This window comes from Streptomyces sp. H27-C3 (assembly GCF_030063415.1).
Taxonomy (GTDB): domain Bacteria; phylum Actinomycetota; class Actinomycetes; order Streptomycetales; family Streptomycetaceae; genus Streptomyces.
The window spans coordinates 1-5,380 of the sequence record NZ_JASITA010000092.1 but is presented as its reverse complement, the minus strand read 5'-3'; the positions used below and the strand labels follow the sequence as shown (position 1 = coordinate 5,380).

The following is a 5,380-nucleotide window of genomic DNA, read 5'->3' as shown; positions in this document are numbered from 1 at the left end:
ACCTGGAAGACCTCGGAGACCCCGCCCCGGACGGCCACCCGGCACAACGTGCTGCCCGCACCCGGAAAGATCACGAGAAGCCCAGCCGGAAACCCGATCAGAATTCACACGGTGGATCGAGGCTCAGAGCTTGTTTCAGACCCCAAACGCCGCAAATCGCCTGGATACGACGTCCCGATGTTGAGACCAGTCTCTGGTGGCAACGGGTATGCGAGGATCCGGTAGTGGACAACTTCGCTAACCCTCTCGCTGGCATGAACACCTTGGTGATCGGGGGAGGAGGCCAAGGTATCGGGCACGCGATCTCGCGGGCATTCGCTGTGGCTGGTGCTGCTGTAGCCATCGCGGACATCGATCCGGAGCGAGCGCGTGATGCGGTTCATGAGTTGACAAAGGCCGGTGCACGCGCCATTCCGCTGGTCGGTGATGTCCGTTCCCGGCAGGATGTCGATGGGTTCGTTGCCCACGCCGCCGCCGAGTTCGGCACGCTCGACACCCTCGTGACCGTTGTCGGAGGGCAGGTTGCATTTGTGCCTGCCGTGCGGCTGCACGAGATGAGTGACGATGACTGGGACCTGGTCTACGAGATGAACCTGCGGTATGTGGCGCGCGCAGCCCGTGCTGCCATCCGTACGTTCCTGGCCCAGGGGAACGGGGGATCCATCGTCAGCGTCGGCTCGATCACCGGAGCGATGGGCGCACCCATGCAGGCAGGCTACGGTGCCGCCAAAGCCGGACTCGGGAGCCTCGCTAAGACCGTCGCCGCAGAATATGCCGGCGACGCCATTCGTATGAACGTCGTTGCGTGCGGAGCGATCGCGACCGCGGTGGCGAACTCCGCGGAGGACGCCGAGGGAGCGGCTGAGATTCCGATGGGCCGGTTCGGCGTCCCCGGCGACGCAGCTGCCGCGGTCGTCTACCTGGCCTCGCCACTCTCGTCTTATGTGACGGGCCAAAGTCTCGTAGTCGATGGAGGCGTCACGATACGGGGCCCGTTCCCGAATTAGGTGTGCGCCGAGTTGAGATCACCGGTTTGGCTGTCCCGGTCGGGCCGAGACGAACGCCTTGATGGTGTCCAGGTTCGCCGATGAGGACCACTGTCCGTTCAGTGCCTGCTTGTGAGCCATGCATGGCAAGTGGGGGCGTCGGGGTGTGCGGTGCGGGTCTTCGTCGTGATCGCGGGGTTGCCGGTTCAGGCGGCTTGCGCGAGTTGGGGCGGGGTGATCGACGGGCGGGGGAGGCTCTTCTTGGCTCGTGTGATGCGGCGGGTCATCAGTGTGATGGCCGCCCAAGTGATCAAGGTTTCGGAGTGCTGGACGAGGCGTTCGTAGTCGCGTGCGTGTCTGCGGGCGCTCATGATCCAGGCGTGCGTGCGTTCGACGACCCATCGGCGGGGAAGCACGATGAATCCGGAGGTGTCCTTGGGGCGGCTGACGGTCTTGATCGTGCGGTTGAGGTATTTCTTTGCCCAGGTCACGAGCTTCCCGGCGTAGGCGGAATCGGCCCAGACGATGGTGATTTCGGGGTGCATCAGGCGGAGGCGGAAGAGTACTTCCTTGGCCGCGTCACGGTCGGTGAGTGAGGCGGGGGTGACGATGACCAGCAGCTGAAGGCCGCGGGTGTCGACCACCAGGTGGCGCTTGCGGCCGTTATCTTGAGCTGGCCGATCTTGCGGGTGTCTGACCTGGCGTGTTGTGTGGAGGACGGTGTCCTCGACGGTCTCCTCAGCAGGGTCCGATGACGGTGGAGGATTTCTTTCTCGGCGTGTCGCCGCGGCGGTCTGGCAGGTCGGCGGTGCGTCGTTCGCCGAGCGCGAGCGCGAGGGCTTCGCGCAACTCCCGGCTGTCTGTCTCCAGTTGTCGGTTGCGCTCGGTGGCAGCTTCCAGGCGTCGATGAAGGGAAGCGCCGGAGGCCCGTTGCCGGTCGGGAACCTGCCGTGCGGCGGGGATCGACCGGTGGCGCGCGCGAAGCCGCGTGATCTCGGCTCTGATGTCGGGTTGGTTGTAGAACCAGGACCGGGAGACGCCCGCTTCGCGGGCGACGGTCTCGAAGGTGATCGCGGCGCCGGTGGCGTCCATCCGCCTCAGGGCGGCGATCGCGCGTCGGCGGGTTGCCGTGGACCGGCGACGGGCCGCGGCAACGATGAGGTGGGAGTTGTCAGCCGGCATCCGCAGCCGCCTCGTCCTGGCCGTCGTCCAGCTCGCTGATCATGCGGTCGAGGTTGTCGACGACCTGCTGGTTCATCTCGGCGACGCGGGCATGACCGCAACTCTTCGCGTTGTCGATCAACGTCAAGGTGCGGGTGTGCTGTTCGCGGAGCTCGGGCAGAAACTCGGGTCCTGTGAGGAAGACGGGGCAGGTCAGGCAGGCATTCGCATGCGGACAGGTCTTCTGGACGGGCAGCCCGCAGTATCCGTTGGGCAAGGTCTGGGTGGCGATGCCGTAGCGCGTCTTGGCCCATTGGGCCTGGCCGAGCGGTCCGCTGGCGTCGAGCTCGACGTGCTCGCCCTTGATGTTGACCTTCATTGCCGCCTCCCAGCGGCGTCGGACGGTTTGGTCGGTGATCCGCGCGTAGTGGGCGGTCATCCGGGATGATTCGTGGTCGAGGAGAACGCGTACGACCTCCTGAGGGACGTCACGGTTGATCAGTCGGCAGGCGAAAGTGTGCCGCCACTTATGGGGCGTCAAATGAACGGGATGGCCATGCTCATCGCGGATGTCGCAGGTCGTCAGCCACCGGCGGAGCATCTGCCGGTAGCTGCCGTCGGAGATCCGCAGCCTTCCCGAGGCGTTTGCGTGCGGCCGGGGAAACAGGACGCCGGTGCCCTGGGGCCAGCGTTCGAGAACACGCTGCTGGTGGTCGCGGATCGCCTGCTCAAGGTCCTCGTCGATCGGGACGGCCGCCTCGCGCTTCATCTTGGTGTTGAAATACCGCAGGTAGGGGGCGTCTTGGCCATCGTGGAGGAGGCAGTCGAAGTCCAGGCAGATCACGCTGGAGATCCGTAGCCCCCCACGGACGAGGATGAGCGTGATCAGGCGACCGGACGGGTTGTCACAGCGGTCCAGGCACTCCTCGGACTCGACCTGGGCCATGACGTGCTCGGCCAGCCGGCGCGAGACCGTGACGGCCGGGGCCGGGGCCGGCGGGATGTCACCGGGATAGAACGTGGCGGTGCCCGGCAGGGAATCGTCCCAGCTGTTCTGCCAGAACAGCATCTGCGGGCCCTCCGCCCACAGGGTGCAGAAAGACAGGCGGCACTCGGCCGGGGCGTCAGCGGGCTCCACTAGATTCGGTGCATCCCACAGATCCAGGTCGGGCCGTCCGGCTCGGCGCCACCGCTCGTAGTGCTTGGCGCAGTAGCCCTTGCCTAAGTTCCCGTAGCGGCAACCGGCGATCTTGCAGACCGCCAGGGCCTGCCGCCCACGAACGGGCCGACCGGGATTGGCGAGGAACTCCTCCATCGCCGGGCGGCCGCGGTGTCGCCAGCGGATCACGTGCCCGTTGCAGAGCCCGCGCATGCTGACGACGCGGTCACAATCGGCAACGGCGCAGGCCAGGGCGACGAAGACTGGGTCGCCCGGGGCCGGGCGGTAGATCTCGGTGCGGAACTCGGCCCGGACCACGGCCAGGAGCTTTCCCAGCAGCCCGGAATGACCAGGGCCAATGCCTGCGGCGGTGAAGGTCACAGCTGGACCTCCCGTCCGGTGAACCAGCCCGCGTTCTCCAGGGTGCGGCGGGCGTCCTCGACGGTGAGGTGCCCATACGTATCGATCGTGGTGCTGATCGAGGCATGCCCGAGGAGTTCCTTGACGTTCTCCATGCCCGCCCCGCGACGCAGCAGCCAGGTCGCGTAGGTGCGACGGTATTGGTGGGGCTCGAAGACGATGCCCGTGGTCTTCCGCAGCCGTCTGACCAGGTCATAGACGGCTGGATAGGCCCAGGGATGGCCGTGCGGCTCGGCGAAGAGGTTCACGAAGACGTAGTCGGAATCGAGCGCGCCATACTCGCGGTGCAGATAGTCCGAGTACAACCGCATCAACTCCGCGCTGGCCGGGATGGTCCGCGTGCGGCCGGCTTTCGCGCGGGCCCGGTTGTCGTTCTGCCTCGGCACTACGGTCACCTGCTTCTCGGCGATCGCGATGTCGTCGTGCCGCAGGCCGAGGGCCTCGCCGATACGCACCCCGGTGTCCAGTAGCAGGGCGAACAGAAGCCGGTCCCGCAGGTGTTCGCAGCTGTCCAGGATCTTCTGGGCCTGGGCGGCGGTCAGGACGCGGGGACGCTTGCGGCCGGTCTTAAGCTTGATGGTCTTCGTCCGCTCGAGCCTGCCGGAGGCGATGTGCTGCAGGAACGGCTTGTAGGAGGTGGCGGCAGACCGGTGCCGTCCGGCCGGGCGCATAGTCACCAGCAGGTCCGCGACCTCGATCCCGCCGCGGGCGTGAAACTCGTAGAACGTGCTGACGGCGGCGAGCTTGCGGTTCACGCTGGAGGCGGTGCAATGGTGCTCGACCGTCGGCAGCACCGCCACCGCCCCGTCCCGGGCCAGCGGCGGTAAGCGCAGCCAGGCCACAAAGGCGGCGACCGCCTCCAGGTCCGCCAACTTCCAGCCCAGGCCACGGCCCTGAAGGTAGATCCACCAGTCTTTCAGGTCGTGGGCGTACGCCTTGACGGTGTTCGGCGACCGCTCGATCGCCGTCAGATAGGCCAGGAACGACTCCACCGGATCGACCGGCCGCAGGTCGTCTCCCAGCAGTGTCCACGACTCCGTCGTGGACCCGGGTGACAGCACCCTGTGTACGCGCATCGCGCCTCACCTCCTTCGTGATGGACAGCGGCAGATAACCGCATCCATCAAGGGAGTTGGGGGACCTTCAGCGAACCTCGCACACGTCAACGACAGGCTGATACGGGCTTGAGATAACTGCCATTGATCCTTTTCCCCGCGTCGTAGCCGCGGGAGTCCTTGCCGACGGTCTCGGCGGCCTTCACACTCTGGGAGTCGATCACGGTGGCCACCGCTCTGGGTCCTTTGCCCATATCGCGGCGGATCCGGCGGCTGAGCTGGTCGCGGATCTGCCCGATCGCTCCGGCCGCTGCCCAGCGGGCCATGAAGCCCCAAACGGTCCGCCAGGGTGGGAAGTCCGCGGGCAGAGCACGCCACTTGCAGCCCGCGTCGACGACGTAGCGGATGCCGTCCACGATCTCGCGGCGGGGATGCTTCTCCGGCCGGCCGCCGCGGGGAGTGTCGCAGGCCGGGGGCGGCAGCAGCGGTTCGATCAGAGCCCACTCGGCGTCGGAGGTGTCCGAGGGATAGGTGCGGCGGCGCATGACGGTGCCCTTCGGGCAGAGCTGCGGGGGGGGGGGGGGGGGGGGGGGGGGGGG

General features: G+C 67.0%; 4 protein-coding genes and 2 pseudogenes. 1 reads left to right on the top strand and 5 read right to left on the bottom strand.

Annotated elements, in window-relative coordinates; translation table 11 throughout:
* Positions 1-224 precede the first annotated feature (224 nt).
* A complete protein-coding gene (locus QMK30_RS38015; RefSeq protein WP_283522900.1) occupies positions 225-1,007 on the top strand; it encodes an SDR family NAD(P)-dependent oxidoreductase in 783 nt (260 codons plus the stop codon).
* 245 nt (positions 1,008-1,252) lie between these two features.
* On the opposite strand, the pseudogene QMK30_RS39040 reads toward QMK30_RS38015, so the two are convergent.
* From QMK30_RS39040 to QMK30_RS37990, 5 genes and pseudogenes are all read right to left on the bottom strand, one after another.
* Positions 1,253-1,669: pseudogene (locus QMK30_RS39040) on the bottom strand (transposase); the annotation flags it as partial.
* A gap of 55 nt (positions 1,670-1,724) precedes the next feature.
* Positions 1,725-2,168: a DUF6262 family protein gene (locus tag QMK30_RS38005; protein ID WP_502963316.1), complete on the bottom strand. Its 444-nt coding sequence runs from the start codon at positions 2,166-2,168 to the stop codon at positions 1,725-1,727.
* The gene (locus tag QMK30_RS38000) at positions 2,158-3,687 is read right to left on the bottom strand and encodes a tyrosine-type recombinase/integrase (protein WP_283522899.1); all 1,530 of its coding nucleotides are present in this window, start codon (positions 3,685-3,687) and stop codon (positions 2,158-2,160) included. The genes QMK30_RS38005 and QMK30_RS38000 overlap by 11 nt, the downstream gene beginning before the upstream one ends.
* Positions 3,684-4,802, bottom strand: coding sequence for a tyrosine-type recombinase/integrase (locus QMK30_RS37995; RefSeq protein WP_283522897.1), 1,119 nt, complete (start codon positions 4,800-4,802; stop codon positions 3,684-3,686). Before QMK30_RS37995 ends, QMK30_RS38000 begins: the two co-directional genes overlap by 4 nt.
* A 119-nt stretch (positions 4,803-4,921) precedes the next feature.
* A pseudogene (locus tag QMK30_RS37990) lies at positions 4,922-5,326 on the bottom strand (transposase); the annotation flags it as partial.
* Positions 5,327-5,380: the final 54 nt, after the last annotated feature.